This window comes from Roseomonas mucosa ATCC BAA-692 (genome assembly GCF_000622225.1).
GTDB classification, from domain to species: Bacteria; Pseudomonadota; Alphaproteobacteria; order Acetobacterales; family Acetobacteraceae; genus Roseomonas; species Roseomonas mucosa.
The window spans coordinates 334220-361095 of the sequence record NZ_JHWD01000001.1; the positions used below are offsets into that span (position 1 = coordinate 334220).

The 26876-nt window shown below is 72.6% G+C and carries 24 protein-coding genes; 15 read left to right on the forward strand and 9 right to left on the reverse strand.

Annotated features, from left to right (window positions below):
* Positions 1 to 57: 57 nt before the first annotated feature.
* The 9 genes from BT98_RS22845 to BT98_RS0101630 all read left to right on the forward strand — a co-directional run bounded on the left by BT98_RS22845 (position 58) and on the right by BT98_RS0101630 (position 10199).
* Complete coding sequence (locus BT98_RS22845) at positions 58 to 636, forward strand: DUF721 domain-containing protein (RefSeq protein WP_085977418.1); 579 nt, start codon at positions 58 to 60, stop codon at positions 634 to 636.
* 21 nt (positions 637 to 657) lie between these two features.
* A complete protein-coding gene (locus BT98_RS0101595) occupies positions 658 to 1332 on the forward strand; it encodes a thioredoxin domain-containing protein (RefSeq protein ID WP_019461928.1) in 675 nt (224 codons plus the stop codon).
* Between the two features lie 38 nt (positions 1333 to 1370).
* Entirely contained in the window at positions 1371 to 5474 is a 4104-nt protein-coding gene (locus tag BT98_RS0101600) for a chromosome segregation SMC family protein (protein WP_081798510.1), read from the forward strand.
* A gap of 126 nt (positions 5475 to 5600) precedes the next feature.
* Complete coding sequence (locus BT98_RS0101605) at positions 5601 to 7466, forward strand: ABC transporter ATP-binding protein (RefSeq protein WP_019459603.1); 1866 nt, start codon at positions 5601 to 5603, stop codon at positions 7464 to 7466.
* Positions 7467 to 7530: 64 nt separating this feature from the next.
* A complete protein-coding gene (locus BT98_RS0101610; protein ID WP_026032942.1) occupies positions 7531 to 7827 on the forward strand; it encodes an AtpZ/AtpI family protein in 297 nt (98 codons plus the stop codon).
* 14 nt (positions 7828 to 7841) lie between these two features.
* The gene (locus BT98_RS0101615; protein WP_027297131.1) at positions 7842 to 8597 is read left to right on the forward strand and encodes a F0F1 ATP synthase subunit A; all 756 of its coding nucleotides are present in this window, start codon (positions 7842 to 7844) and stop codon (positions 8595 to 8597) included.
* 47 nt (positions 8598 to 8644) lie between these two features.
* Positions 8645 to 8884, forward strand: coding sequence for an ATP synthase subunit C family protein (locus BT98_RS0101620; protein WP_019459606.1), 240 nt, complete (start codon positions 8645 to 8647; stop codon positions 8882 to 8884).
* 56 nt (positions 8885 to 8940) lie between these two features.
* On the forward strand, positions 8941 to 9690 hold the full coding sequence (locus BT98_RS0101625; protein ID WP_019459607.1) for a F0F1 ATP synthase subunit B family protein: 750 nt from the start codon (positions 8941 to 8943) through the stop codon (positions 9688 to 9690).
* Positions 9690 to 10199 carry a F0F1 ATP synthase subunit B family protein gene (locus BT98_RS0101630; protein WP_019459608.1) on the forward strand — a complete coding sequence of 170 codons (510 nt, stop codon included), beginning with the start codon at positions 9690 to 9692 and terminating at the stop codon, positions 10197 to 10199. The genes BT98_RS0101625 and BT98_RS0101630 overlap by 1 nt, the downstream gene beginning before the upstream one ends.
* Positions 10200 to 10274: 75 nt before the next feature.
* On the opposite strand, the gene BT98_RS0101635 is transcribed toward BT98_RS0101630, so the two are convergent.
* Positions 10275 to 11426, reverse strand: a complete 1152-nt coding sequence (locus BT98_RS0101635; protein ID WP_019459609.1) for a PA0069 family radical SAM protein — start codon at positions 11424 to 11426, stop codon at positions 10275 to 10277.
* A 326-nt stretch (positions 11427 to 11752) separates the two neighbouring features.
* Between BT98_RS0101635 and BT98_RS25840 the strand changes: the two genes are divergently transcribed.
* Positions 11753 to 12478 carry a glycosyltransferase family protein gene (locus tag BT98_RS25840; RefSeq protein ID WP_019459610.1) on the forward strand — a complete coding sequence of 242 codons (726 nt, stop codon included), beginning with the start codon at positions 11753 to 11755 and terminating at the stop codon, positions 12476 to 12478.
* Positions 12479 to 12868: 390 nt separating this feature from the next.
* On the opposite strand, the gene BT98_RS0101645 is transcribed toward BT98_RS25840, so the two are convergent.
* From BT98_RS0101645 to BT98_RS0101660, 4 genes are all read right to left on the reverse strand, one after another.
* Positions 12869 to 13504: a DedA family protein gene (locus BT98_RS0101645; protein ID WP_019459611.1), complete on the reverse strand. Its 636-nt coding sequence runs from the start codon at positions 13502 to 13504 to the stop codon at positions 12869 to 12871.
* 59 nt (positions 13505 to 13563) lie between these two features.
* Complete coding sequence (locus tag BT98_RS0101650; RefSeq protein ID WP_019459612.1) at positions 13564 to 14553, reverse strand: sensor histidine kinase; 990 nt, start codon at positions 14551 to 14553, stop codon at positions 13564 to 13566.
* Between the two features lie 145 nt (positions 14554 to 14698).
* Entirely contained in the window at positions 14699 to 15325 is a 627-nt protein-coding gene (locus tag BT98_RS0101655; RefSeq protein ID WP_019459613.1) for a pseudouridine synthase family protein, read from the reverse strand.
* 259 nt (positions 15326 to 15584) lie between these two features.
* Entirely contained in the window at positions 15585 to 16451 is an 867-nt protein-coding gene (locus tag BT98_RS0101660; RefSeq protein ID WP_019459614.1) for a branched-chain amino acid aminotransferase, read from the reverse strand.
* A 321-nt stretch (positions 16452 to 16772) separates the two neighbouring features.
* Between BT98_RS0101660 and BT98_RS0101665 the strand changes: the two genes are divergently transcribed.
* The 3 genes from BT98_RS0101665 to BT98_RS0101675 all read left to right on the forward strand — a co-directional run bounded on the left by BT98_RS0101665 (position 16773) and on the right by BT98_RS0101675 (position 19756).
* Entirely contained in the window at positions 16773 to 17783 is a 1011-nt protein-coding gene (locus BT98_RS0101665; protein ID WP_019459615.1) for an Ldh family oxidoreductase, read from the forward strand.
* Positions 17784 to 17812: 29 nt separating this feature from the next.
* Complete coding sequence (locus tag BT98_RS0101670) at positions 17813 to 18547, forward strand: TrmH family RNA methyltransferase (protein WP_019459616.1); 735 nt, start codon at positions 17813 to 17815, stop codon at positions 18545 to 18547.
* A gap of 114 nt (positions 18548 to 18661) precedes the next feature.
* A complete protein-coding gene (locus BT98_RS0101675) occupies positions 18662 to 19756 on the forward strand; it encodes a Bug family tripartite tricarboxylate transporter substrate binding protein (RefSeq protein WP_019459617.1) in 1095 nt (364 codons plus the stop codon).
* Between the two features lie 102 nt (positions 19757 to 19858).
* Here BT98_RS0101675 and BT98_RS0101680 read toward each other — a convergent pair whose 3' ends face one another.
* On the reverse strand, positions 19859 to 20185 hold the full coding sequence (locus BT98_RS0101680; RefSeq protein WP_019459618.1) for a YnfA family protein: 327 nt from the start codon (positions 20183 to 20185) through the stop codon (positions 19859 to 19861).
* Between the two features lie 48 nt (positions 20186 to 20233).
* A complete protein-coding gene (locus tag BT98_RS22855; protein WP_019459619.1) occupies positions 20234 to 21487 on the reverse strand; it encodes a GGDEF domain-containing protein in 1254 nt (417 codons plus the stop codon).
* Positions 21488 to 21770: 283 nt separating this feature from the next.
* On the opposite strand from BT98_RS22855, the gene BT98_RS0101690 reads away from it, so the two are divergent.
* Together BT98_RS0101690 and BT98_RS27085 are read left to right on the forward strand one after the other, a co-directional pair.
* Complete coding sequence (locus tag BT98_RS0101690) at positions 21771 to 23042, forward strand: MFS transporter (protein WP_026032946.1); 1272 nt, start codon at positions 21771 to 21773, stop codon at positions 23040 to 23042.
* A gap of 331 nt (positions 23043 to 23373) precedes the next feature.
* On the forward strand, positions 23374 to 23526 hold the full coding sequence (locus BT98_RS27085) for a hypothetical protein (RefSeq protein ID WP_019459621.1): 153 nt from the start codon (positions 23374 to 23376) through the stop codon (positions 23524 to 23526).
* Positions 23527 to 23606: 80 nt separating this feature from the next.
* Here the strand turns inward: BT98_RS27085 and BT98_RS22860 are convergent, their stop codons facing one another.
* Positions 23607 to 24830, reverse strand: coding sequence for a multidrug effflux MFS transporter (locus BT98_RS22860; RefSeq protein WP_019459622.1), 1224 nt, complete (start codon positions 24828 to 24830; stop codon positions 23607 to 23609).
* Between the two features lie 265 nt (positions 24831 to 25095).
* Positions 25096 to 26715 carry an ABC transporter substrate-binding protein gene (locus BT98_RS0101705; protein WP_019459623.1) on the reverse strand — a complete coding sequence of 540 codons (1620 nt, stop codon included), beginning with the start codon at positions 26713 to 26715 and terminating at the stop codon, positions 25096 to 25098.
* Between the last annotated feature and the right edge of the window lie 161 nt (positions 26716 to 26876).

Here is a 26876-nt window from a genome sequence, read left to right on the forward strand (position 1 = left end):
CAGCCCAAGGCTGTGCAGGCGGCGGGGCAGGGAGTGGCCCAGATGGGAGTGGCCCAGATGGGAGCGGCTCCGAGGGCGCGTCCGCCGGCGGGACAGAAGGCGGAGCCAGGCAACACGCCGGCGGGCACCGCCATCCCCGGGGGAGCGCCCCCCCAGGCCGCTGCCGGGCCAGCGGCCCGCCCCTTCGCGCCGCGCCGGCCGGAAGCCGGGCTGCGTCCCCTGGGCAACGTCCTGCCGCCCATCACCCGCCCGGTCTTCCGCCGCCGCAGCCCCGCCGGGGCCAGCCTGATCTCGGACTGGCCCGCCATCGTCGGCCCGCAGCTCGCCGCCGTGACGCAGCCGCTGCGCCTCGCCCGCGGCACGCTGACCATCGCCTGTTCCGGCCCCATGGCCATGGAGCTGCAGCATCTCGGCCCGCAGCTGATGGGCCGCATCAATGCCGCCCTGGGCAGCATCGCCGTGGAGGCGCTGCGCTTCGTGCAGCAGGCCCCGGCGGGGCGGGCGGCGCGGCCCGCCACCCCGCGCGATCCGGCCGCCCTGCCGGGGGAGCTGGCCGAGCGCCTGGCGGGGGTGCAGGATCCGGATCTCCGGGCGGCGCTGGAAAGAATGGCCCAGGGCGTCTATCGGAAGCGCTGACGGCAAGCGGAGCGATCCATCATGACGATTTCCCGACGCGGCATGCTCGCGGCCACGGCTATCGGTATCCCCCTGGGGACGCCGGTCCTGCTGGCGCTCCGCCCGGCCCATGCCCAGACGCCGGCCCCCGCTGGCGCCCCCGCCAACACCGCCCCGGCGACGCCGGACCCGCGCATGGCCGAGCGCGGCGCGGGCAAGGCGGATGCCCCGGTGACGGTGATCGAGTATTTCTCCCTCACCTGCCCGCATTGCGCCCGCTTCCACAACGAGGTCTGGCCGAAGGTGAAGGCCGACCTGGTCGAACCTGGCAAGGCCCGCATGGTGTGGCGCGACTTCCCGCTGGACCAGCTGGCGCTCGCCGCCGCCTGTGCCGCCCGCGCCCTGCCGGTGGACCGCTACGAGGGCTTCGTCAGCGCCCTCTTCGCCAACCAGGACCGCTGGGCCTTCGCGCGCGGCATCGACAACCTGGGCGAAGTGGCCAAGATCGCCGCGCTGGCCGGCATGTCGCGCGCCGATTTCGACGCCGCCGTGAACGACCGCAACCTGCAGCGCGCCATCATGGAGATGCGGCAGCAGGGCGAGAAGGAGTTCAACGTGAACAGCACGCCGACCTTCGTCTTCAACGGCAAGTCCGTGCCGGGCGAGATTCCCTTCGAGCGCTTCGCCGAGCTGGTGAAGCAGGCCACGCCCGGCTGACGGACCACAGGTCCCAGAGATCAAGGATCGTTTCCTGGATGGACTCCATTTCGCCGCGCGCCCTGCCCGGCGATGAAGGGGGTGACGGGGAGGAGGGCGGCACCACCCGCACCTCTTCCCGGGACAGCGAGGCGACGGAACGCGCCCTGCGTTCCGCCACGCTCACCCGCCTGCGCATCGCCGGCTTCAAATCCTTCGCCGAGGCGCAGACGGTCGAGGTCCTGCCCGGCCTGACCGGCATCGTCGGCCCGAATGGCTGCGGCAAGTCCAATGTCGTGGAGGCGCTGCGCTGGGCCATGGGCGAATCCAACGCCCGCGCCATGCGCGGCGCCGGGATGGACGACGTGGTCTTCGCCGGCACCAGCACCCGCGCCGCCCGCTCCCATGCCGAGGTCGCGCTCTGGCTGGAGGATGCCGCCGGCCTCGCCCCGCCGCCGAATGCCGAGGTGACGGAGCTGGAGATCATCCGCCGCATCGAGCGCGGCGAGGGCACCGGCTACCGCATCAACGGGCGCGAGGTGCGCGGGCGCGACGTGGCGACGATGTTCGCCGATCTCGGCACTGGCTCGCGCGCCTCCGGCATGGTCAGCCAGGGCAAGGTCGCGGCGCTGATCGGCGCCAGGCCCGAGGACCGCCGCCAGGTGCTGGAGGAGGCCGCCGGCATCGCCGGGCTGCGCGCCCGGCGCCACGAGGCGGAGCTGAAGCTGCGCCAGGCGGAGGGCAACCTGTCCCGCGCCGAGGACCTGCGCGCCCAGCTGGAGCGCCAGCGCGAGGGGCTGCGCAGGCAGGCGAAACAGGCCGCGCGCTACCGCAACCTGTCCGGCCTGACGCGCGAGGCAGAGGCCGAGTGGCTGGCCATCCTGGCCGGGCGCGGCGAGGCCGAGCTGCATCTGGCGCGTGGCCAGCGCGCCCAGGCCCAGGCCTCCTTGCAGGCGGCCGAGGCGGAAGCGGCGCGTGCCGCCGTGGCTGCCCATACCGCCACCAACGCCCTGCCGGCGCCGCGCGAGGCCGAGGCCCTGGCCCGCACGCTGCTGGAACGCCGCCGGGTGGAGGCCGAGGGGCTTTCCGCCGAGGAATCCCGCGCCCGCGCCGCGCTGGAAGCCGCCGGGGCGCGGCTGCGGCAGGTGCAGGAGGATCTGGAACGCGCCGCCATGGCCGCCCGCGCCGCCGACGAGGCGCTGGCCCGGCTGGGCGGCGAGGAGGCCGGGCTCGCGGCCGAGGCCGGGGCGATGCCCGCCCGGCTGGCAGCGGCCGAGGCGGAGGCCGGAGCGGCCCGCGCCGCGCTGGACGAGGCCGGCCGCGCCGCCGAGCGCGCCGCCGAGGAAGCCGCCGCCGCCGCCGCGGACGAGGCGCATCGCCGCGCCGCCCGCGAGGCCGCCGAGGCGCGCGCCAACCGGGCCGCCGGGGCCCTGGCGCGGCTGGAATCCGAACGCGGCGAGGCCGAGGCCGTGATCCCGCCGCCCGAGGCGCTGCCGGCTGCCGAGACGAGGCTCGCCGAGGCCGAGGCCGCGCGTGCCGCCGCCGATGCCGCATTGGAGCAGGCCGAAGCCGCCCGCGTCACGGCGCAGGAGGCCCATGCCGCTGCCCGGCTTCGTGCCGATTCTGCCGCCGCCGCCCTGCAGCGCGCGACGGGCGACCGCGACGCCGCCCTGGCGCGGCTGAACCGGGCGCGCCGGGATTCGGAGCAGCTCGCCGCCGAGCAGGCGCGGATCGCCGCCGCCCGCCTGCCCGAAGGGGTGCTGGAAGCCGCGCGGGAGGAGCTCGCCGGGGCCGAGGCCGCCCATGCCGCCACCACCGAGGCGGCGCGCGAGGCCGAGACCGCCCGCGAGGCCGCCCGTGCCGCCCTGGCCCGCGCCCGGGAGGCCGCCAGCGAGGCGGAGGCGGGGCAGGCGCTGCTCGCCGCGGAGGCGCAGGGGCTGGAGGCGCTGCTGCGCTCCGAGGCCGGCAAGGGCGACACGCCGCTGCTAGACGCGACCGCCGTGCCGCCCGGCCTGGAAGTGGCGCTGGGCGCCGCGCTGGGCGAGGCGCTGGAAGCCGCCGCCGGCTCCGGGGCGCCGCGCCATTGGCGCGAGCTGCCGCCGCTTTCGGGCTCCATGCCTCTGCCGGTCGGGGTGCGTGGCTTCGACGGTCTGATGGAGGCACCGGCCTCGCTGCGCCGCGCGCTGTCCCAGGTCGGGCTGCTGCCGGACGGGGCGGATGGGGCGGCGCTGCAACCCGCGCTGGCTCCCGGGCAGATCCTGGTTTCTGCCGAGGGCGGGCTCTGGCGCTGGGATGGCTACACGGTCCGCGCCGGGGCGCCGAGCGCCGCCGCGGTCCGCCTCCAGCGCCGCAACCGCCTGCGGGCGCTGAAATCCGACCTCGCCACCGCCCAGGACCGGGCCGCCGGTGCGCGGGAGGCCCGTTTGGTGGCCGAGGCGGCCGAGCGCGAGGCGATCGCCCGCGAGAACGGCAGCCGCGAGGCGCGCCGCGCCGCCGAATCCCGGCTGGCCAGGGCGCGCGCCGGGGAATCCCGTCTTTCCGCCGAGACCGCCGCCGTGGCCGGGCGCGAGGCCGCGCTGGCGCCGCGGCTGGAACAGGCCGCCGCCGAGCTGGACGCCGCCCAGGCCGCGCTGTCGGTGGCCGAAGCGGCGCTCGCCGCCTTGCCGGATGCCGGCGAGGCTGCCCGCACCCGCGACGCCGCCCGTGCCGCCGAGACCAGGGCCGGGGCCGCCGAGGCCGGTGCCCGCGCCGCCCGGCGCGAGGCCGGGCTGAGCCTGGATGCCGCCCGCACCGCCCGCGACCGGCTGGCCGCCGATGCGGCGCGGGCGGAAAGCCGCCTCGCCGCGCTGCTGCCGGAGATCGAGCGCGCCCTGGCCGAGCAGGCCGAGGCTCAGGCGGCGCTGGAGATCGCGGGACGCGCCGGCGAGGTGCCGGTGGAGACCGCCCGCGCCGCATTGGAGGCCGCCCGCGCCACCTTGGCCGAGGCGCGCGGCACGGAGGCCCGTCTGCGCGAGGCGGCGGCCGCGCTGCACGCCGAGGCCGCGCGGATCGGCGCCCGGCGCGAGGCCCTGGGAGCCGAGCGCGCCGGCTGGTCGGATCGCGCCGCCGAAGCGGGCCATCGCCTCGCCGAGCTGGAGCGTCGCGCCGAGGAGGCCCGCCGCCTCTGCCGCGAGGCCGCCGAGGCGCCGGAAGCCGCCGGTTCCCGCCGCGAGGCCTCCGCCCGCATCCTGGCCGAGGCCGAAGCCGCCCATGCCGGGGCCGCCCGCAAGCTGGCCGAGGCGGAGCAGGCGGTGCGCGACACGGCCGAGGCCCGGCACCGCACCGAAGCCTCCCATGCCGCCGCCCGCGAGGCCCGCCTCGCCGCCGATGCCGCAGTGCAGCGGGCCGAGGACGCCGCCCGCGCCCTGATGGCCCGAATCGCGGAGCGGCTGGGCCCCGAGGCGGTGCTGCCCGAGGCACCCGAGGACCTGTCCGAAGCCGCCGAGGAACGCGCCCGCCGCAAGGCCGAGCGCCTGGCGCGGGAGCGCGAGGAGATGGGTCCGGTCAACCTGCGCGCCGAGGGCGAGGTGGCGGAGATCGAGGCACGCCTCGCCGGGCTGGATGCCGAGCGCGACAGCATCGCCACCGCGATCCACAAGCTGCGCGGCTCGGTCGGCCACCTGAACCGCGAGGCGCGGGAGCGGCTGCGCGCCGTCTTCGACAAGGTGAACGCGGAGTTCCAGGCGCTCTTCACCCGGCTCTTCGGCGGCGGGCGGGCGCATCTGGCCCTGGTCGGGTCGGAGGATATCCTGGAGGCCGGCCTGGAACTCTTCGCCGAGCCGCCGGGCAAGAGGCTGGCCGCCCTCTCGCTGCTCTCGGGCGGTGAGCAGGCGCTGACCGCGCTGTCCCTGATCTTCGCCGTGTTCAGGTGCCAGCCCGCCCCGGTCTGCGTGCTGGACGAGGTGGACGCCCCCCTGGACGACGCCAATGTCGAGCGCCTCTGCGGGTTGCTGGACGCGATGGCGGAAGGGGGCACCCGCTTCCTGGTGGTCACGCACCACCCGCTGACCATGGCCCGCATGCACCGGCTCTACGGCGTCACCATGCAGGAGCGCGGCGTGTCCCGCCTGCTCAGCGTGGACCTGTCGCGAGCGGTGGAGATGGTGGCCCAGGCGACGGCCTGAACGGTCGTTGCGCCTCAGGCCCGGGGGGAGGGCGGCGCCTTCCCGCCCGGGCCACAGGCACCCCCTGGGGAACATGAACGCCTTGTGCGTTGACCCGACTCCCCGCGCGGGCGTCCTGTTCCCGCGATGTTCCGCTTCTTCGAAAGCCTGGTGAACCCGGCCGCGAATCCGGGGGAGAAGGCCGCGCGCTTCCTGGGCGTGCCGGTGCCGGAGGGGGCGCCGCCGCCCTCGCTGCTGGGATTCTACTGGCACTATGCCAGGCAGGCGAAGCTCGTCTTCCTGCTGCTTTTCGTGATGGGGATGTGGGTGGCGCTGCTGGACGCGCTGATCCCGATCTTCATCGGCCGGGTGATCTCGCTGCTGCAGGCCCATCCGCCGGAGCGGCTCTTCGCCGAGGCCTGGGGGCCGCTGCTCGGCATGGCGCTGGTGCTGGTGCTGGTGCGGCCGGCCTCCATCCTGATGCAGAACCTCGTGGTGCAGCAGGCGGTGGTGCCGGGCTTCACCGGGATGATCCGGTGGCAGGCGCACTGGCATGTGGTGCGGCAGGGCTGGGCCTTCTTCCAGGAGGATTTCTCTGGCCGAATCGCCACGCGGGTGATGCAGGCGGGGCCGGCGCTGCGCGAGAGCATCGTCTCCGGCGTCAATGCCGTCTGGTACATCCTGGTCTATGCCAGCGGGGCGGTGCTCTGGCTGGTCTCGGCGGACTGGCGGCTGGCGCTGCCAGTTCTGCTGTGGTTCTGCCTCTACGTGGTGCAGCTCCGCCTCGTGGTGCCGCGGCTGCGGGAACGGGCGCGGCGGGCCTCGGAGGCGCGCTCGCTGCTCACCGGGCGGGTGGTGGACAGCTACACCAACATCCTGACCGTGAAGCTCTTCGCCCGGGCGCGGGACGAGGACGACTTCGTGGGCGAGGGGCTGAACCAGCTCACCGACCGCTTCCAGCGCCAGACCCGCATCGTCACGCTGAACGGGCTGTTGCTGTCCTCGCTGAACGCGCTGCTGATGACGGGAATGGCGGCGCTGTCGATCTGGCTCTGGACGCGGGGCGAGATCGGGCTCGGCGTCGTGGCCACGGCGCTGCCCATGGCCTGGCAGATCGTGAACATCTCCGGCTGGGTCGCCTTCAACGTCTCCTCGATCTTCGAGAATATCGGCGTGGTGCAGGAGGGCATGGCCTCCATCGCCGTGCCGCCTACCGCGCCCGATCCGCCGGAGGCGAAGGAGCTCGTGGTCACGCGCGGCGAGGTGCGGTTCGACAAGGTCCGCTTCGGCTATGGGCGGGAAGGGCAGGCGGTGCTGGACGGCTTCGACCTGACCATCGCGCCGGGCGAGCGGATCGGGCTGATCGGCCATTCCGGCGCCGGCAAGACCACGGCCATCAACCTGCTGCTGCGGTTCTTCGAGCCCGATTCGGGGCGCATCCTGATCGATGGACAGGACATTACCGCGGTGACAGCCGAGTCGCTGCGCTCAGCCATCGGCGTGGTGACACAGGACACCGCGCTGCTGCACCGCTCGGTCGGCGACAACATCCGCTATGGCCGCCCCAATGCGGATGACGCGGCGGTCGCGGCGGCGGCACGGCAGGCCCAGGCGGATGGCTTCATCGCGCGGCTGGAGGACTGGCGCGGCCGCACCGGCTACGACGCCCATGTCGGCGAGCGCGGCGTGAAGCTGTCCGGCGGGCAGCGGCAGCGCATCGCCATCGCGCGCGTGCTGCTGAAGGATGCGCCGATCCTGGTGCTGGACGAGGCGACGAGCGCGCTCGATTCGGAGGTGGAGGCGGCGATCCAGGAACAGCTGGAGCGGTTGATGCAGGGCAAGACCGTGATCGCCATCGCGCATCGGTTGTCCACCATCGCGCGGCTCGATCGTCTGGTCGTGCTGGAACACGGGCGCATCGCGGAGATGGGCACGCATGCGCAATTATTGGGCCGCGGCGGAGCCTATGCGCGCTTGTGGGAGCGGCAGTCCGGCGGTTTCGTCTCAGCTTGACACCGTGTGAACGGTTCCTTACGAGCCCATTGCCTTCCGGGGGTTAGGCCCGCAGGGAGCGAGGGTGGTAAAGCACGGCGACTTCGACGACCGCTTGCGGAAAGCCCGGGCCCAGCAGGGCCTGGATCCCGACCCTGAAAAGGGAAAGGGAGGGCTGCCGGCAGGCGTGTGGGGTCTGGGGCTGCGGATCGGTGCCGAGCTGGTCTCGGCCCTGATTGTCGGCACCGTGATCGGCATGGCGCTGGACCGGTGGTTCGGCACGTCCCCCTGGCTTCTGCTGGTCTTCTTCCTTGTGGGCGGCGCCGCCGGGGTGCTGAATCTTTACCGCGTTCTTTCCCCGGGGCGTGGGCGCGACCGCTGAATGAGGGCAGGGCCTTGGCGACTGAAGGCAAGACGATCGACGCGCTGAGCCAGTTCGAGCTCATCCCCGTGCTGGGGCCTGTCGGCCGCGCTGTCGGGTTCACCCAGTCCACCGCCCATATGCTGCTCGCGGTCGGCCTGATCTCCGCCCTGATGCTGTTCGGGATGCGCCGCCGTGCGGTCGTGCCGGGACGGCTGCAGGCGCTGGCGGAGATCTTCTACGAATTCGTGGAAGGGCTCGTGATCGGACAGGTCGGGCAGGAGGGGCGCCGCTACTTCCCCTTCGTCTTCGCACTGTTCGTGTTCATCCTGTTCGGGAACATGCTGGGCCTGTTCCCCTATGCCTTCACCTATACCAGCCACATCGCGGTGACCTTCGGCCTCGCGGTCCTGGTGTTCCTGACCACGACGATCATCGCCCTGGTCCTGCATGGCCGGAAGTTCTTCGGCTACTTCTTCCCCGAGGGCGCGCCGCTCTGGCTGGCGCCGATCATCATCCCGGTCGAGATCGTCTCCTACCTGTCCCGCCCGATCAGCCTCTCCATCCGTCTCTTCGCGAACATGGTCGCGGGGCACGTGATGCTGAAGGTCTTCGCCACCTTCGTCGTGCTGATCGGCTCCTTTGGTGCGCTGGGCTTCCTCGGTGCGCTGCTGCCGATGGCGGTCAACGTCGCGCTGATCGGCTTCGAGGTGCTGGTCGCCTTCCTGCAGGCCTATGTCTTCGCGATCCTGACCAGCATCTATCTCCACGACGCGGTGCACCTGCACTAAAGACAGCGCGTCCCCTTCCCCTTGAGACAAGGAAAGAGAACTTCTCGATGAACGATCCTGTCGCCTACCTCGGCGCCTTCAAGGCCCTCGGCGCCGGCCTCGCGGTCATCGCCCTCTTCGGCGTCGGCCTCGGCATCGGCAACATCTTCTCCTCGCTGATCAGCAGCGTGGCCCGCAACCCCGGCGCCCGCGACACCGTCTTCCCGATCGGCATCCTGGGCTTCGCCCTGACGGAAGCCGTGGCGCTCTTCGCCCTGCTGATCGCCTTCCTGATCCTCTTCACCTGACACCCCCTGGTGCCGCGGGGCCCGTCCCCGCGGCACCGGTTCCTTCAGGAGCCGTGATGATCCGCCGCAAGACGACCGCGCTGGCCGCGGCGCTGGTTCTCCTGCCGGTGCTCGCCGTTGCACAGGTTCCCTCCGCGCCCGCCGCGCCCCATTCCACCCCCTCCGGCACCGTGGCTCTGCCCAGCCAGCTGCCGCAGACGACGGGGGCCCCGCTTTCCGATTCCGACCGCGCGCACGCCATCGGCTCTGCCCAGGACCGCGCCGACTACCACGATGCCAAGGCCCAGGCCGAAGGCAAGGGCGGCATGCCGCAGCTCGACTTCGGCAACCCGCTGACCACGGCCCAGGTCGTCTGGCTCTTCGTCATCTTCGGCCTCTTCGTGCTGGTCTGCTACCAGTGGCTGCTGCCGCCGGTGGGCGAGGTCCTGGCCAGCCGGCGCCAGCGCATCGGTGCCGACCTGGAGGCCGCGCGCGCGGCCAAGGCCGAGGCCGACGAGGCCAATGCCGCGCATCTGGCCGCGACGAAGCAGGCCCGCGCCCAGGCGCAGGACAGCATCAGCGCCGCCGTGGCCGCCGCCAATGCCGAGGCCGCCTCACGGGCCGAGGCGCTGAATGCCCGGCTACAGGAGCAGATCGCCTCGGCCGAGGCGCGCATCAACCAGGCCCGCGACGCCGCCATGGGCGCGCTGCGCGAGGTCGCGACCGATGCCGCCACGGCGCTGGTCGAGACCCTTTCCGGCATCAAGGACCAGGCGGCCGTGGCGCAGGCCGTCGACCGTCAGATCGCGGCGCGAGGACAGGCCTGATGGCACACCATTACGAGCATTTCTGGCTCGACCCGAAGTTCTGGGTCGGCGTCGCCTTCGTCCTCTTCGTCGTGCTGACCGGGCGGATGCTTTGGCAGCGCCTCGCCGGCATGCTCGACGCCCGTGCCAGGGCCGTGCGGAACGAGCTGGATGAGGCCGGACGCCTGCGCGCCGAGGCGGAGGCGCTGCGCCAGCAGGCCGAGGCCGAGCGCACCGCCGCCGCCGCCGAGGCCGGGCAGATGATCGCCCGCGCCAAGGCCGAGGCCGAGCGCCTCGCCAAGGCCGCCATGGCCGAGGCCGAGGCCAGTGCCAAGCGTAGCGAGCGCATGGCCCTGGACCGCATCGCCGCCGCCGAGGCGAGCGCCGTGGCCGAGGTGCGCCGCACCGCCGCCGAGGTTGCCACCCAGGCCGCGCGCGACGTCATCGCGGAGAAGTTCGACGCCCGGGCCGATGCCGCGCTGGTGGACCGTTCCGTGGCCGAGCTGCCCAAGGCGCTGCGGGCGGCCTGAAAAGCCGGATCCCCACGGGAATATGGAAAGGGCCCGCCGGAGCGATCCGGCGGGCCCTTTCCGTTCGGGAGTGGGTCAGAACAGGCTGAGCTGCTGCGGTGCGGCCTCCGAGGGCGGCACGGTGAAGCGCGAGCAGTCCAGGGGATCGTCGCCGCACCCCCCGGCGCCGCGAAAGGTCTGGCCGTAGCCGAAGCGCTTCAGGGCCAGGTGGAAGCGCTGGCGCAGCGTGTCGGCATAGGGCCCGGTGCCGACCTGCCGGATGCCGAAGCGGGAATCGTAGCTCTGCCCGCCGCGCGTCTCGCGGATCAGCGCCAGGATGCGGGCGGCACGATCCGGATAGTGGTTCCGCAGCCAGGTCTCGAACATTTCCGCGACTTCCAGCGGCAGGCGGAGCAGCACATAGCCCGCCCGGCTCGCCCCGGCCTCGCGGCAGGCGCCCAGGATGCGCTCCAGTTCGGCATCGTTCAGCCCGGGGATCATCGGCGCTGCCAGGACGGCGGTGGGGATGCCAGCCTCGGTCAGCGCACGCAGCGCGGCGAGGCGGCGTATGGGGGCCGCGGCGCGGGGCTCCATCAGCCGGGCCAGCCTGTGGTCCAGCGTGGTGACGGACAGGCAGACATGGACGAGGTTGCGGGACGCCATCCGTTGCAGGATGTCGATATCCCGTAGCACGCCGGCGGATTTCGTGACGATGGAAACCGGGTGGTTGAAGCGGTCCAGCACCTCCAGCACCGCCCGGGTCAGTTGCAGTCGCCGCTCCACGGGTTGGTAGGGATCGGTGTTGGAGCCGAGCGCGATGGGCTTCGGCACATAGCCGGGCCGGCGCATCTCCTTCTCCAGCAGCGTGGCGATCTCGGGCTTGAAGACCAGCCGCGTCTCGAAATCCAGGCCCGGCGAGAGGCCCAGCCAGGCATGGGTCGGGCGGGCATAGCAGTAGATGCAGCCATGCTCGCAGCCTCGGTAGGGATTGATGCTGCGGTCGAAGCCGAGATCCGGGCTGTCGTTCCAGGCCAGGGCCTTGCGCGTGACATCCCGTGTCAGGGTGGTCGCGAGGGGCGGCAGTTCCGCCAGTGCCTCGGGCAGCGTGTTCCAGCCGTCGTCGAAGGGGTCCCGGACGGAGCTTTCGTAGCGGATGGCAGGGTTCGCGGAGGCACCACGGCCTCTGCGGACACCGGGAAGGGGGGACCCGGTCAGGGCGAGGGGGCGGCCCAGGCTGCCATCGGGCATGACACGAAGCTCCGTCCGGGGCGGCCACGGTGGGGTCCCCGTGGGGGATCACGGGGGAAACGTGGCCGCGTTCTTTCTTCGTTCCTGCCGAATATGGGGTTCAGGGCACCGTCAGGTCAAGAACAATATGGGAACATCGAATCGCCCACCACTCACTTTGGGCATTGACTTAGGGTTGATTGTTTTGGAAGTGATACACTCTATGGATGTATTTTCCTTTCACGCCTTTGCCCTGCCCGGAGCCGATCCGAGTCGATCATGACCCCTATGCCCCCGTCTTCACTCGTCCCCTCCCTATCCCCCCTTGGGGACCGGGAACCGGCGACATGATCGTGGTCCCTGCTGTCGGCCGTCCGGGACGCAACGACGAGATCCCGCCCGAATGGCTGCGCGGCGCGGAGGGCGGCCCGTCCCTGCTGGACCGCTTCCTCGCGGGCCTGCCGGACAGTGGCCCCACTTCCAGCCTGCTGATCATCCATCTCGACCGGCCGGGCGTGGCGGAGTTCCTGCACGGCCGGCTGGCGGCCTATGGCACCGCCGCGGAACTCGTCGCCCTGTCCCGGCCGACACGCGGGGAGGCGGAAACGGTGCGCCTCGGCCTCGGCGCCATCGGCGCCCCTGTCGAGGCGCCGCTGACGGTCCTGGGCGCGGAGGCGCTGGCGGACCTGTGCCATCTGCCGCCGGTCCCCGGGGCGGATGGCTGGCTGGAATGCGGCGAGAACGGCCGCCCCTTTCGCGGCTTCGTCCAGGGGGATGCGGTGGGGCGGCTGGAAGAACTGTCCGAGCAGCGCGGGCTGTCCCGGCTCTGCGGCACTGGCCTGTACCGCCTCCGTTCCGTGGCGCTGTTCCGGCAGGTGCTGAACCGCCTGGAGCGGCGCGGCGGTCAGGATCTCTCGATGGCGGCTCTGTTCCGGCAGATGCTCGCCGAGGGTCACGACCTTCGCTACGCCACCGCGCCCGCCAGACTGGCTGGCGTGAGGCCCGTGCCGTCCGTCATGCCGCCACCGGCGGTGCCGCGCAGGCTCGGCCTGATGGCAGGGCTGGCCGGGTAGAAGGAACTGTCGGCGGGGCCTCCGTGGCCAGCCCCGGGGGAGAGGCGCCGCCTCTCGCCCCGGAATCCCCTTCCTGCCAGGACGTTGCGCGCCCTGGGCTCCCTGTGCTGGCAGCCGTGGCGGGCGTTGGCCTATGCCCCGATCCCCGGGGGCTGAACGGACAGATGGGGCTCGGGAAACGAGTGGAACACCCTGTCCGCACCGATATCGCTGGAGGGCTAGGCTCTCCGGCGCGATCCGGCGTCAGAGAGCGTCAACGAGTGGGAGGTCCAGGGTCCAACGTATGCGTTTGACCGGGTTCCTGGCGGATAGGGGGTATCGGGGGTCGAGGCACTGCCTCGACGCCGAAGGCCAGGTAGGACCTCGCCCTCCGGGCGGAAGTGTGACGGCTCAGCGCCTTGCCTTCAGCGCACCGCTCAGCACGGGCCTCAGCCGCAGGTAGCTCAGCCAGAGCAGCAGGGCGCCGCCGGCCGTGGCGGCCAGGAGGAGCGGATCGGGCTCCTGCCCGAGTTCCCGCGCCAGCCAGCCACCGATGGAGCCGGGCATCAGCACCAGCGGCGCCCAGAGGAGGGCGGACAGGATATTGGCGCTCTGGAAGGCGCGGTTGCGCATGCCGGTCACGCCGGCCGCCAGCGGCGTCACCGCCCGCATGGGGCCGAGGAAGCGCCCGGCGAAGACCGCCCACCAGCCCCAGCGCCGGAACACCGTGACCGACCAGGCATAGACCCGTCGGCAGGAAGCCGGCAGGCGCCGCCGCACCGCATAGGGGCCCACCGCCCGCGCCAGCCAGTACCCGGCGGCATCGCCCAGCATGCCGCCCAGGGCGCAGGCGGCCAGCACCGGCCAGGGGTCCGCCAGTCCGCCGCCGATCAGTGCGCCGATGGCGAGAAGCAGCGCCGTGGAGGGCACCACGATGCTGACCACGGGAAAGGATTCCAGAAAGGCGACGAGAAAGGTGGCGGGGCCGACCCAGGCGGCATTGGCGCGCATCCAGCCCTCGAAGGCGGCGGTCCATTCATCCATCATGAACGATTGTTAACATCCTCGGCGGCCCCTGGCCAGCGATCATGCAGGGGCAGGGATCCTCACGAGGCCGCGGCCTGCCCCTGATTCCTGGCCGGATCCCGGCGTGGGGACCAGGCGACCTCCCAACTGTTCTGCGGCGGCGGCAGGCGGCCGAGGCGCGCGCCCAGCGCCCGGGCGAGGCCCTCGGCGATGGTCATGCCCAGCCCCTTGGGACCCTCCGGCTGCCCCTGTCCCTCGTCGCTGACCAGGAGCACGAGGCCATCCCCCTCGGCCCGCAGGACGATCCGCACCCGGCCCCCGGGCGGGCCATGGCGCAGGGCGTGTGTAGCCAGCTCGTTCACCACCAGGCCGAGCTTGACCGCCACGTCGGCTGGCACGGAGACCGGCGCCAGCTCGGTATCCATGGGAACCGCCGAGCCCTCGCGCTCCGGCAACGCCCGGGCAAGGCGTTCCAGCATGCCGTCGAGCGAGACCTCCGCCGCCCCGGCCTCGTGCATCAGGTCATAGGTGGCGGCGATGGCCATCATCCGTCCCTGTGCAGCACGCAGCGCCGCCAGGGCGGCCGGGTCGTCGATCTGCCGCTCCTGCATCCGAAGGAAGGAGCCCAGCAGGGTCAGGTGGTTCTTCAGCCTGTGGTGCGATTCCCGCAGCAGCAGGTCGCGCAGGCGCACCGCTTCCTCCTGGGTCGCGCGGGCAGCGCCCAGGCGCTGCACCAGCTCGGCGATCTCCGCCGGGGCCTGGTGCTCGTCGTAGTCGTCGCCGGCGAGGCCGGAGGCGAGTGGGAAGGGGCCGCCTTCCTCCAGCCGGCGCGCCGCGGCGGCCACCGGCTGGACGACCAGCGTGCGGGAGGCCCAGGCCACTCCGCCCAGGCCCAGCAGCAGCAGCAGGCCCGACAGCAGCACCGGCCCCGTGCTCTCGCCGTCCGTCCAGCGAAGCTGCGCCAGCACGACCAGCAGGACCAGCAGCGCATAGCCGCCATAGAGCGCGGCGAGGCGCTGCCCGCTGGTCCAGCCATGGCCGAGGCGCTGCGATCTCGCCTGCCCGTCCAACCTCAGCTCTCCGTGCTCATGCGGGACCCATGCGCGCATGGAATGACAGCGACGCCGCAGGACGTCGAGGGCTTCGCGATCGTGCCCACCGCAAACCCTCGCGAGCATCGGGCTGGAGGGCACGGAGCGGGCATCGGCCCCGGCCTCAGGCGCTGCCCGGCGTCCAGCCGCAGGCGGCGAAGCCCGCCTGCATGGCCCCAGGCAGCGGCGCTTCGGCCGCGCGCGGCGGCTCCAGCGGCAGGCGCAGGGCGCGGGCAAGCAGGTGCAGACCCCCCGGGGCCGGCTGGCCGTAGAGCGGGTCCCCCAGGATGGGGCCGCAGATCATCCCGCAATGCAGGCGGAGCTGGTGCGTGCGGCCGGTGGCGGGGCGGAGCTCCAGCCAGGTCAGGCCAGGGCCGCGCCCCAGCACACGCCAGGCCGTGCGGGCGGCCTGGCCTTCCGGATGCCGCTCCATGCGCCAGCCGGCCCGGGCGGTGCTGACCTTGCGCAGCGGCGCGTCCACCGTGCCGCTTTCGGCCAGGGGGCTGCCGAGCGCGACGGCCCAGTAGGTCTTCTCCGCCCGTCCGGCGGCAAAGAGCGCGCCGAGCGCCGCCAGCGCCGGCTTGGTGCGGCCCAGGGCGAGGCACCCGGCGGTGTCGGCATCCAGCCGATGGGCCGGTTGCGGCAGATGCCGCTTGCCCTGTTGCAGCAGGGGCAGCCAGTCCTCCAGGCTCGGCTTGCCGCGCGGCCCGGCATGGACCGGCAGGCCGGCCGGCTTGTCGAGGATCAGCACCTCGCCATCCTGGTGCAGGATGCGTTGCGCCAGCCAAGACGGCGGGCCGTCGCCGGAGGACCGGGGCCGCGCCGTGTCCCGGTCGCTTCCGGCACGGGCGCGCCCATCCTGTCCCCGGCCCGGCTTCGCCCCGGCGCGCGGTCCGTCCCGCGACGGGGCAGGGCGCGGGTGGGTGACGCCGCTGCCTTGCTGCCGGCGGCTCAGGACCCGGTCCTCCGCTGGCCGGAGCAGGTCGCAGCGCAGCTGGCGCGGCTCTCCCTCAGGCGGCCTTCCCCGGCAGGATGCGCGAACCCTCGGCCCAGTCGAAATACAGCTTGCGCGCCTGGGCGGCGACCGGGCCGGGCTGCATCTGGTTGTCCTCGAAGCGCGTGCAGGGCTGCACCTTGCCGTAGTTGCCGGTGGCGAAGATCTCGTCCGCCTCGGCCAGCATCCGCGGCGTCACGGTGCATTCGCGCACCTCGCGCCCCGCCTCGCGCAGCAGGGAGATGATGCGGGAGCGGGTGATGCCGGCCAGGAAGGTGCCGTTGGCCGTGGGCGTCATCACCACCCCGTCCTTCACCATCATGATGTTGGAGGTGGCGAATTCCGCGACATTGCCGTCCGGGTCGCTCATCACCGCGTTCTCGAAGCCCTTCTCCTTGGCCCAGCGCACGGCGCGGGAGGAGTTGGGGTAGAGGGCCGAGGCCTTGGCATCGGTCGGCGCCATGTCGGCGGCGGGGCGGCGGTAGGGCACCATGCAGGCGGAGAAGCCCTTCGGCTCCGGCATCGGCGCGTCGTAGATCGACAGGATGAAGGTGGTGGAGGCCGGATCCGGGAAGGCCGCGCCGATGCCGGTGCGGATAAAGAACATCGGGCGGATGTAGAGCTCGGCATCCGGTCCCATGCGGCGCACGCCCTCGCGGCAGAGCTCCTCGATCTCCCCGGCGGCGATCTTCGGGTCCATGCCCATGTTGCGGGCCGAGCGGATCACGCGCTGGCAGTGCAGGTCGAGATCCGGCACCAGGCCGCGGATGGCGCGGGCGCCGTCGAAGACGATCGAGCCCAGCCAGAAGGCGTGGTCCATCGGGCCCAGAACCTTCGGCTCCTCGGTGCTCCACTGCCCGTCGTACCAGAACACGCCCGCCATGCGCCGAACTCCCGCGTCATGCTGTAAGGAAGGTGGCGAGCCTGCCATGCCGGGAGCGGGGGGTGAAGGCCCGCCCGGCGATTGCGGGAGAGCCATTCCCCGGACGAGGGGCTTCCGGGGGATGTCTTTCCCTTTTCGCGGGAGTCCACGGCGGATTCCGTCCCCGGCGCCGCCCCGGACCGGCCCTGGACATGCCTGGGCCCACCGGGACTTCTCCGGGCGTTCCCCGGGGATCTTCGCGCAAGGCCCCCGGAGGCCACGAAGGCAGGCCCGCGAGCAAAGCCCCTTGACGTGCTGCGCCGCGCGCGGCCCTAGGGGGACATGCCGCGCATCAACACCGCCCAGGCGCATCTCCTGGTCCGCAAGTCCCTCGTCAATGCCGGGTCCTCCGGCATCATGGCCGGTGCCACGGCTCGCGCCCTGGTCGGGGCGGAGGCCGCCGGCTGGTCCGGCCACGGCCTGTCCCGCGTGCCGATGTACACGGGCTTCCTGCGCACCGGCCGGGCCGATGGCAAGGCGGTGCCGGAGATCCGCGCCGAGCGCGGCGGCACCGTCCTGGTCGATGCGCGCCACGGCCTCGCCTATCCGGCGCTGGAGATCGCTGAGGCCGAGGCGATGCTCCGCACGCGCGAGCACGGCATCAGCTTCGCCGGGGTGACCAACAGCAACCACTCCGGCGCCATGGGCATCCCGGTGGCGCGCATGGCGGAGAAGGGGCTGGTGGCGCTGGCCTTCGCCAATGCCCCGGCCTCGATCCCGGCGCCTGGCGGCAAGCGGCCGCTCTTCGGCACCAACCCGATCGCCGCTGCCTTTCCGCGCCGCGACGCCCCGCCGCTGGTGATCGACCTGGCACTGAGCAGCGTGGCGCGCGGGCGCATCATGAAGGCCGCCCAGCATGGCGAGCCGATCCCCGAGGGCTGGGCGCTGGATGCCGAGGGACGCCCGACGACCGACGCCAAGGCGGCGCTGGCGGGCACGATGCTGGCGGCGGGCGGCACCAAGGGCGCGCTGCTGGCCATGGTGGTGGAACTGCTCTGCGTGGCGCTGACCGGTGCGGCGCTGAGCGTGGAGGCGGACAGCCTGTTCGAGGAGCAGGGCAACAGGCCGACGCTGGGCCAGGCCTTCATCGTCATCGACCCCGGCGCGCTGGCGGGGCAGGACCGTTTCCTCGACCGCGTGGAGACGCTGGTCGCCGCGATGCTGGAGGACGAGGGCGTGCGCCTGCCGGGCGGCCGCCGCTTCGCCGCCGAGGCGCGCAGCGAGGCCGAGGGGATGGAGATTTCCACGACCACGCTGGAGATGCTGGAAGGGCTGGCGGGGCGCAAGCTCTAGCCCCGCGGCGCCTGGAGCAGCCATCCGCCATGCCGCGTCCCCCCGATCCCGACCGCATCTGCGGCCGCGCCGCCGTGCAGGCCGTCTTCCGGCATCGCCCAGGCGATATCCTGCGCCTCTTCTACCTGCCGGCCATGCGTGCGGAGGCCGGTCCGGTCTGCGCCGCCCTGGCGCGGGAACGCCGCCCCTATCGCGAGGTCCGGCCGGAGGAGCTGGCGCGTGTCGCGGGCACCACGCATCACGGCGGCATCGTGGCCATCGCCGTACCGCGCCGCCTGCCGCTGCTGCCCGTGCCCCTGCCGGCCCCGCTCCTCGCCGCGCCGGTCCTGCCGGTGCTGGACGGTGTGGGCAACCCGCACAACCTCGGCGCCATCGCCCGCTCGGCGGCCTTCTTCGGCTGCGCCGGCATGGTGCTGTCCGGCGATCCGCGCCAGGCCTGGCTGGGCGAGGCCGCCTTCCGCACCGCCGAGGGCGGGCTGGAGGCGCTCGCCCTCCATGCCGCGCCGGACCTGCCGGGGACGCTGCGCGCCATCGCGGCGCAGGTGCTGACCGTGGCGGCGGTCGCGGCCGGCGGCGTTCCGCCCGGGGAACTGCCGCGCGGGCGGCCTATCGCCCTCGTGCTGGGCAACGAGGAACAGGGCGTCGCCCCGGTCACCGCCGGGGCCTGCGCCGCGCGGGTGACGCTGCCGGGCTCCGGCCGGGTGGAAAGCCTCAACGTCTCCGTCGCCGCGGCGGTGCTGATCCACAGCCTCTCGGCGCGCTGACCTGTCCCCTTGCCGTCCCCCTGCCGCGTGCGCGGTGGCCGCGGCCGGTACGGGTCTTGCAGGCGGGCCGAGCTGCTGCGAGGAGGAAGCCGCATGAACCCCGGGAGCCGAGCGATGACCCCGCGCCGTCGCGCCATGCTGATCCCCCTGGCGGCCCTGCTGCCCCGCCCCGGCGGCGCCCTGGCCCAAGGGGTGAACCAGGAGGTGAACCAGAGGGCGCCCCAGGGGGGTGCTCCGGAAGCGTCCCGGGACGCGGCCTCCCCGTCGGCGCCGCCCGCCACGCCCGAGGAGAGCTTCCCGGACCGCCCTCTCCAGATGATCGTGCCCTATGTGGCCGGCGGTGCGGTGGATATCCTCGGCCGCCTCCTGGCGGAACAGGTGCAGCCCGCCCTTGGCCAGCCGGTCCAGGTCGAGAACCGTGGCGGGCTGGGCGGCAACCTGGGTGCGGAGGCCGTGGTCCGCGCGCCGAAGGACGGCTACCGGCTGCTGCTCGGCTCGGCCACGATCCTGGCGGCGAACCGCTTCCTGTACCGCCGTTCCATGAGCTTCGATCCGCTGAAGGACCTCGCCCCGATCACCCGTGTTGCGTCCGGAACGCTGGTGCTGGTGGTGCGGGCCGACCGCAGCTGGAAGAGCTTCGCCGACCTCATCGCCGCGGCGAAGGCGGCGCCCGGGAAGATCACCATGGGCTCCTCCGGCACCGGCACGGTGAGCCACCTGACACTGGCGGCGCTGCAAAAGGCGACCGGAGTGGACATCACCCATGTGCCCTATCGCGGCGGCGCCCTGGCGATCCGCGACCTGCTGGTGGGCAACGTGGACATGATGTTCGACGTGGCGCCGGCGATCCTGCCGCACCTGCGCAGCGGCGAGTTCCGCGCCCTGGCGGTCGGCTCGGCCAGGCGCGTGACCGGCGTGCCGGAGCTGCGCGACGTGCCGTCCATGGAGGAGCTGCTGCCGGGCTCCGGCATCGACGCCCAGGCCTGGTATGCGGTGCTGACCACCGCCGGCACCGCCCCGGACCGGATCGGCCGCCTCTTCGCGGCCTTCACCGGCCTCGTGCGCTCGGAAGCCTTCCGCGACCGCGTGGTGCCGGAGGGCCTGACCCCTGTCTGGGACGACAGCCCAGCCACCTTCGCGGCCTATCTGCAGACGCAGGCGGAATACTGGCACCGGCTGGTGGAAGCCTCGGGCGCGACGCTGGACTGATCCAGGCGTCACTGCTGCCGTTTCGCGTCCCGGGGGACACCTTCGCCTCTTCCCCGGCCTCTTGCCCCTCCTGGGGGCCGCCGCCAGGCGCAGCGCTCCCAGTCAGCCGCTGCGTGGCGCGAAGAGGATCACGGCGCTGCCGAGGAGGCAGAGGGCGCTGCCGGCAAGGTCCCAGCGGTCGGGGGCCACGCCTTCCATGCCCCAGAGCCAGAACAGCGAGGCGGCGATGTAGATCCCGCCATAGGCCGCATAGGCGCGGCCTGCCGCGCTGCTGTCCACCAGCGTCAGCAGGAAGGCGAAGGCGGCGAGGGAGGCCATGCCCGGCAGCAGCCAGAGCGGGCTCTGTCCCAGGCGGCGCCAGGACCAGAAGCTGAAGCAGCCGGCGATCTCCGCCAGGGCGGCCAGGAGGTAGAGGAGGATGGAGGCCATGCCGCCCCGCTTGCCAGCCGCGCCCGCGGGGCGGAAGGGCCGGTGCCGTCAGGCGGAGCGCGCCCGCTCCAGGGCGGGATGGAGATGCGCCGGGAGGCTGGGGCGCAGGACCGGCCCCCGGACCGATCCGGGGCCCCGGGTCCGGTTCCGCCCTTCGGCCTTGGCGGCATAGAGGGCCGCGTCGGCGTCGCGCAGCAGCCGGTCCGGCGCGCCGGCCTCCCCAGCGGTGTCATGGCTCCGCCGGGTGGCGATGCCGATGCTGACCGTCACCCGGCCGGGCGGGCTGCCGCCATGCGCGATGGCCAGGGCAGCGATCCGGGCATGGATATCCTCCGCCCGGGCCAGGGCCGCGGCCTCGTCGGCCCCGGGCAGCAGCAGGATGAATTCCTCCCCGCCGTAGCGCGCGGCCATCTCGCCGGGAAGCCGGACGGACAGGCTCAACGCCTTGCCGATGGCGCGCAGGCAATCGTCGCCGGACTGGTGGCCATAGGTGTCGTTGAAGGCCTTGAAGTGATCGACATCGACCATCAGCAGCGCCATCCGGTCGTTCTCCCGCACCGCCCGCGCCAGGGTCTCGTCGAGGCGGCGCCGGTTGGCGAGGCCGGTCAGCCCGTCGGACAGGGCGAGGCGCCGCAACGGCTCCAGCGCCTGCCGCTCCGCGCGCTCCCTGGTCATCGCCAGGAACAGGAAGGCGAGGCCGATCGTGTGCAGCAGGGCCTCGGCGACCAGGACCATGCCGATGTCCGGGGAAAGCAGCCAGCTTCCTTCCGTGGCCAGCACCAGCGAGGCGGCGCGGGCGAGATGAAGCACGGCGTGCAGGGTGAGGAGCAGGGTGGCGATTCGTCCGGCATCCCCCGCCTCGTCGCGCCGGCGGCGGAGTTCCAGCGCGGTGGCGATGGTATAGGCGGCGCCAATCGCGAAGACCGGCGTGGCGTGCCAGGGTCCCGCCAGCCCGGCCCTCTCCAGCCCATCCCCGACCGGCCCCGCCCAGAGCAGCCACGCGGCGGGCCCGAGCAGGATCAGGCCGGGGCGGGCCTGCCGGCCGGCGAAGCGCCGCGCCGCCGTCCAGGACAGGGCCGTCGCCAGCAGGATCGCCGCCCCGCCCCAGGCACCGCCGCCATCATGCGCCACCGCCGTCAGGGCAAGGCCGGCCGCTCCCAGGATCAGGGCGATCCCCCAGAGGGCGAGCGGACCGGCATCCCGGCCGCGGCCACGAGACAGCAGGAGGACCAGCCCGGAAAAGGCGATCACCAGAGCCGTCGCCACGAGCAGCGTCGGGGCATGCAGGGGCGGAAAGATCATGGGCGACCCTAGCACTCAAAAATCGGCATCCGTATCGAAATGCAAGGAGCTGCGGATGATCCGGGGGGTTGCGGCGTGTCGGGTCAACGCCGGAAGCCCTGCCCTGGCGGCACAAGGCTCAAAAAAACCTTCCATGGCGGAAAATGATATCACGCGCGGCGTTGCCCTCGCGAGGACGCGAAGCGGCGGGGGCTTGCGTTCCACCCCTTTGCCGCGTCACGTCCGCCGCGCCCTATCCATGCCCGCCGCGGAAAGGGCGGAAGCAGGGAGACAGACACTCTTGGTGACCACCGCTCCCCCGCTGCTGCGGCCGGTCGGCGCGCTGCTGCTCTCGGTGGTGCTGCTGATGCTCGGCAACGGGCCGCTCACCACGCTGATCAGCCTGCGCCTGAACGCGGCCGGTGCGTCGCCGACGCTGACGGGCCTCGTCGCCACGGCCTATTTCCTCGGCCTGACCCTCGGCGCCCTGCAGGCTTTCCGTGTCATCCTGCGCGTTGGGCATATCCGCGCCTTCGCCGTCTTCGCCTCCACGGTCTCGGCCACCGGCCTGGTCTATGCGCTGTGGCAGAACGCCGCGCTCTGGGCGCTGGTGCGGCTGGTGGACGGCTTCTGCATGGCCGGGCTGTTCATCTGCATCGAGAGCTGGCTGAACGACCGGGCGGAACCGGCGCGGCGCGGCGCGCTGCTCGCCGCCTACATGGTCTGCGTCTATGGCGCCCAGGCGGCGGGGCAGGGGCTGCTGAACATCGGCGGGGCGGGGGACCTGCGGCCCTTCCTGCTGCTGTCCATCCTGATGGGCCTGTCCGTGCTGCCCATCTCGATGACCAGCAAGAGCCCCACCGCACTGCCCGACGTGGCCTCGCTGAGCCTGCGCCAGCTCTACCGGATCTCGCCGCTCGGCATGGTCGGCACGGTGACGAGCGGCCTGCTGCTGGGCGCCGTCTATGCCCTGGCGCCGCTCTTCGCCCGGGGCAGCGGGCTCGACCTCGCAGGGACCACGCTGTTCATGACCGCGCTGATCCTGGGGGGCATGGCACTGCAATGGCCGCTCGGGCGCCTGTCCGACCGGTTCGACCGGCGGCTGGTGATCCTGGGGACGCTGGCCGCGCTGACGGCCTCCAGCATCCTGGTGCTCCTGGCTGCTCCGCACGGCACCGCCTGGCTGCTGACAACGGGGGCGCTCTTCGGCGGCCTGGTCTTCGCGCTCTATCCGCTCTGCGTCTCGCACACCAATGACTGGCTGGGGGCGGGCGACCGGGTGGCGGCCAGCGGCGGCCTCGTGCTGGCCTATTCCTTCGGCGCGGCGGCGGGGCCGGTCCTGGCCTCCACGGGCATGAGTCTGGTGGGACGCAGCGGCCTGTTCCTCTATGCGGGGCTGGTGTCGCTGGCCTGTCTCGGCTTCGGCCTGTGGCGCCTGACAGCCCGGGCGACCCTGCCCGCCGAACAGCAGCATCCCTATCAGGGCCTGCCCGGCACCACCCCGGCGGTGGCGCCCCTGCACCCCATGGCGGAAGGGGAGAACGAGGCGGAGAAAGAGGCCACCGGCGCCGGGTAAGGCGCCGCATCGCCACGGCACGGAAACATGGGTTCGAGGAGTGGCCCGGCCGGATCGCTGCGCACCCCGGCGCGGCGATGGTTTCATGGTCTGGCAGATGAGGCGGTCACACGAAATTTATTGTTAGCCGAGAATGAAAGTTCCCGGCCGGCCCGCCTCCGGAGGCATTCTCCATCTCGCAACTGCAAGAAGCCAAGGTTCCTGCCCTTTGCTGCCGTGCCTGTCGCCCGGTTCGTGACGGAATGGTAAAGGTGCTTGCAAACATCCAAAAAATGCGATTTATGCCGATAAACTTGTTTCCGGTTCGAGTACGCTGGAGGGGCATCAGGACGTGCAGTCTTCGAACCACAACTTCCAGGCGGAGTTGCAACGCCTGGTTACCACCATGAACGAGCACCAGCGCCAGGGCCTCCTGGTTGTCGCACGCGCGATCGCCGCCGCTGCGGAAAGCGCGCCCAAGGTTCCGGCGACGCCCGCGCGCTGAAGCGCCGGACCGGGAGCGGGGCGAGGCCGGCCGCCTGGCTCTGCTCCAGGATGCCAGATTCAAGACACCGGAGGGCCCCGTCAGCTGTGCGGGGGCGCGTGTTCCGGCATAGGCTCCCGGCCCGGCAGCAGGGCGAGTTGCAGCACCAAGCCCAGCAGCGCGAAGCCGGCCATCGTCGCCGTGAGAGACAGGGCGCTGTGGTCATCGTAGAACAACCCCACCAGCGCGCCCGCCAAGGCACCGAACAGCATCTGCAGGCTGCGCAGCGCCGCCGAGGCGGCCCCGGCCATCCGCCCCATCGGCTGCAAAGCGCCATGGGTGACATTCGGCGCCAGGAGGCCGAAGCCGAAGCTGCCGATGGCGGCGAAGGTCACGAGGCTGGCAGAGCCGAGGCTGCCGGACAGGGTCAGGACCAGGGCCAGCAGTGAACTGCACAGCGTCAGCGACAGGGCGGCGCGGGACGCCAGCTGCCCCGGCACATGCGCCGCGGCCAGACGGCCGCTGAGCGCCGAACCCAGCATCAGCGTCACCGCGGAGCAGGCGAAGAGCAGGCTGTAGCGGCCCGGCTCCACCCCGAACTGGCCCATCAGCACCGCTGGCGATCCGGATATGTAGGCGAAGAGCGTGCCGAAACAGGCGGCATTGGACAGGGCATTGCCAAGGAAGACCCGGCGCCGCAGCACATCGCCGTAGCGCGCCAGGATCTGGCGGGGGTGCAGGCTGTGGTGCTGGCCATCCGGTGCCGATTCCGCGAAGCCCCAGGCGGTGACCAGCAGCAGGATTAGCCCGCCGAGGCCCAGCGTGCCGTAGATCGCCCGCCAGCCGCCCAGTGCCAGCACCAGCGTGCCCAGTATCGGCGCGACGATCGGGCCGATGCCCAGGACCAGCGTGACATAGGACATGCGGACCCGTGCCTCCACGCCGTCGAAAAGGTCGCGGACGATGGCAAAAGGCAGGGTCGCGCCCGCCCCGGCGCCGATGCCCTGCACGAGCCGCCAGAACAGCAGCATTCCGGGGGATCCGGCCAGGGCGCAGCCGAGCCCGCCCAGGGCGAAGACCACCAGTCCCGCCAGCAGCACCGGCCGCCGGCCGAAGCGGTCGGAGAGCGGGCCGAGCAGGAGCGGGCCGCAGGCGAAGCCGAGCAGGAAGATGCTCAGCGTCTGCGTGGCCTGGCTGGGCGTGGCGCCCAGATCGGCTTCCAGCGCCGGAAAACCCGGCAGGCCCATGTCGATGGACAGGGGCGGCAGGGCCGAGAGCGCACCCAGGAAGAGGGTGAAGGCCAGCCCTTTGTGCCGGAGCGCCAATGCAGGGTTCTCCTTTGCCGGAACCCGGGCACCGATCGCGGCCAGCCCAGGAACACGGAAGCCTGCGATAGCAACCCTCTCGCAATGCAACAAGCACGGCTCGCCCCTGCCAAGGCAGGCGCCAACTCAAGCCCGGGTCCAGGAACCGGCTTCGGTCCCCGGCGGAGAGGGGGCCGGCGAAAGAGGCGGCGCCTCTCCCCCGGGGCCAGCCATCCGGGGCCAGCCATGAAGCGCAACAGCAGCCAGGGAGGGGCCGCGGCCTGCCTCAGCCCCGGCGCACGTTCAGCGGGATCGGCAGGCCGGGGCGGATATCGGTCAGGCCGCGGCGATAGGCGCTGTCCACGAAATACTGGCCGAGCGGGATATAGGGCACGTCCACGAAGAACTGCGCCTGGATCTCGCGTCCCAGGCGCTTCTGCGCCTCCAGGTCCGGCGCGTCGAACCACTCTTCGCGCAGCGCCTCCAGCTTCGGCGAGGTCGGCCAGCCGAACCAGGCATTCTCGCCATTGGCGCGCAGCAGCAGGTGCCCGGCCGGGGTGCTGAACTCCATGCCGCTGAACAGGGCGACCAGCGCGTTCCAGCCGCCCTGATTCGCCGGGCCGCGATTCTGCCGCCGCTGCAGCAGTGTGCCCCAGTCCGAGGTCGCGTCCTGCACCTGGAAGCCGGACTTGCGGAGCATGTCCACGCCGACCGTCATCAGCGCGTTCTGGTTCGACACGTCGGTGGCGTGCAGCGCCGTCACGCTGGCGCCCGCCACGCCGGCGGCGGCGAGGTCGGCCTTCACCTTGCCGTAGTCGCGTGGGCCGGTCAGCGCCTCCAGCCCCGCGTCGTTGGCCAGCGGGCTGCCGACCGGGAAGCAGCCGACCTTGTCGCGCCACAGGCGCGGATCGTCCCCGTTCGCCGCCGCCATGAAGTCGGATTGCAGCACGGCGCCGAGCAGGGCGCGGCGGGCCTCGGGCTTATCGAAGGGCGGCTGCAGGTGGTTGAAGCGGAAGCTGGCATAGGTTCCGGAATCGTCGATGCGCTCCAGCACCACGTCGCGGGCGCGCTTCAGCACCGGGTTGAGGTCGGAGGGCACGACCTCCCACCAGTCCACCTCGCCCGATTGCAGCGCGGCGGCGGAGGTGGCGGGGTCGGGGATCACCTTCCACTCCACCCGCTCGAAACGGGCGAGCTTCGGGCCGGCGATCATGCTGGGCGTGCCCACCGGCGTCGGCACGTACCGGTCGAAGCGGCCATAGACGACCTGGGCGCCGGAGACACGCTCATTGGCCAGGAAGCGGTAGGGGCCGGAGCCCACGACCTCGGTGAAGGGCCTGGTCGGGTCCTGGGTGGCGAAGCGCTCGGGATAGATGAAGCAGGGATAGGAGGAGGCCTTGCCCAGCGCGTCCAGCATCAGGCCGAAGGGCCGCCTGAGCCGGATCTCGAAGCGCCGGTCGTCCAGCACGCGGATCTCGTCCAGCCGCTGCGTCAGGGTCTGGCCGTGCGTGTCGCGCGGTATCCATCGCCTGATGGAGGCCACGGCATCCTGGGCGCGCACCTTCTCCCCATCATGGAAGAGCGGGCCCTCACGGAGCGTGAACACCCAGCGCTTTCCGTCATCCTCCACCACATGACCCTCGGCGAGCTGTGGCTGCGGCCTGAAGCTGGCATCGATGCCGTAGAGCGTGTCCCAGCACATATGGCCGTGGTTGCGCGTTGGATAGGCGGTGGTGGCCAGCGGATCGAGGATGGTGACATCCGCCTGCGGGATGAAGCGCAGCACCCGCGCCGCATCGCCCTGTGCCAGGACCGGGCGCGACAGGGCGGCCGCCGGACCCAGCGCGGCGCCACCGGCCAGGAGGGTCCGTCGGGTGAAGGGCGTGCTCGGCGGCATGGTGGGCATCCTGGCTGGTTCCGGCCGGGGAAAAGGCAGGATTCGTGGTCCGTGACGGCCCCCGGGGCGAGGAGGCTGGCGAAAACCGGTCCGTTCCGTCAACCGTCCGGATCGGTCCGGCCTGGCTCGCCGCCCCGCAACTCTCGCCGCCGCCGTCTGTTCCGCCCCTC